The sequence below is a fragment of the Alishewanella tabrizica genome (assembly GCF_014652375.1).
GTDB classification, from domain to species: Bacteria; Pseudomonadota; Gammaproteobacteria; order Enterobacterales; family Alteromonadaceae; genus Alishewanella; species Alishewanella tabrizica.
The window spans coordinates 1-594 of record NZ_BMYR01000044.1 but is presented as its reverse complement, the minus strand read 5'-3'; the positions used below and the strand labels follow the sequence as shown (position 1 = coordinate 594).

General features: G+C 47.8%; 1 protein-coding gene. It reads left to right on the top strand.

Annotation, left to right across the window (positions count from 1 at the left end; all coding sequences use genetic code 11):
• Window positions 1–594: Ig-like domain-containing protein (locus tag IE070_RS16540; RefSeq protein WP_505599964.1), on the top strand; the 594-nt coding region annotated here is incomplete at both ends.

Sequence of the window (594 nt, the reverse complement as noted above, 5' to 3'; positions counted from 1 at the left end):
AACCTGCCTTTGGTACTGCTCTGACTAATGCTCAAGGTGAAGCGAGTATTCGTTTAACAGCCGGTACTATTGAAGGTGCTGGTACGCTGACAGCGCGTTACCAGGGTGTGGAGCAGACGCTGAACTTCCGCACTCAGGGTAATGAAGGTGTGAGTTCTTATCAATTAACCTTGAACTTGGTTGATACAGCTGGTGGTGCTACACGTCAGGTGTCACGTAGTGCGCCAGGTAAAGTGCAGGCAGTACTGAGTCAAAATGGTCAACCGGTTGCCAATCAGTTAGTGAATTTCGCACTGGCTTCTAACATAGGTATTATCTCGCCTAGCAGTGGTACTGCCAGAACAAATGCTGCTGGTTTGGCAGAAATCACTTTGTTAGCTGGTCAAGTGGCTGGCAGTGGTCAAATTAATGCAGAAGTGCAAATTGCAGGTGAAAGCTTACTGGCACTGCCGTTTATTTTTGACTCTTTAGGTGATGACAGAGTTGTTAATACCATCGAAGTATCGTTACTGGATGCTGCTGGATTAGCGGTGCGCGATGTTGCCTATGCTACCCCACGTACTTTACAAGCCTTAGTGACCGAGAACGGGGTAC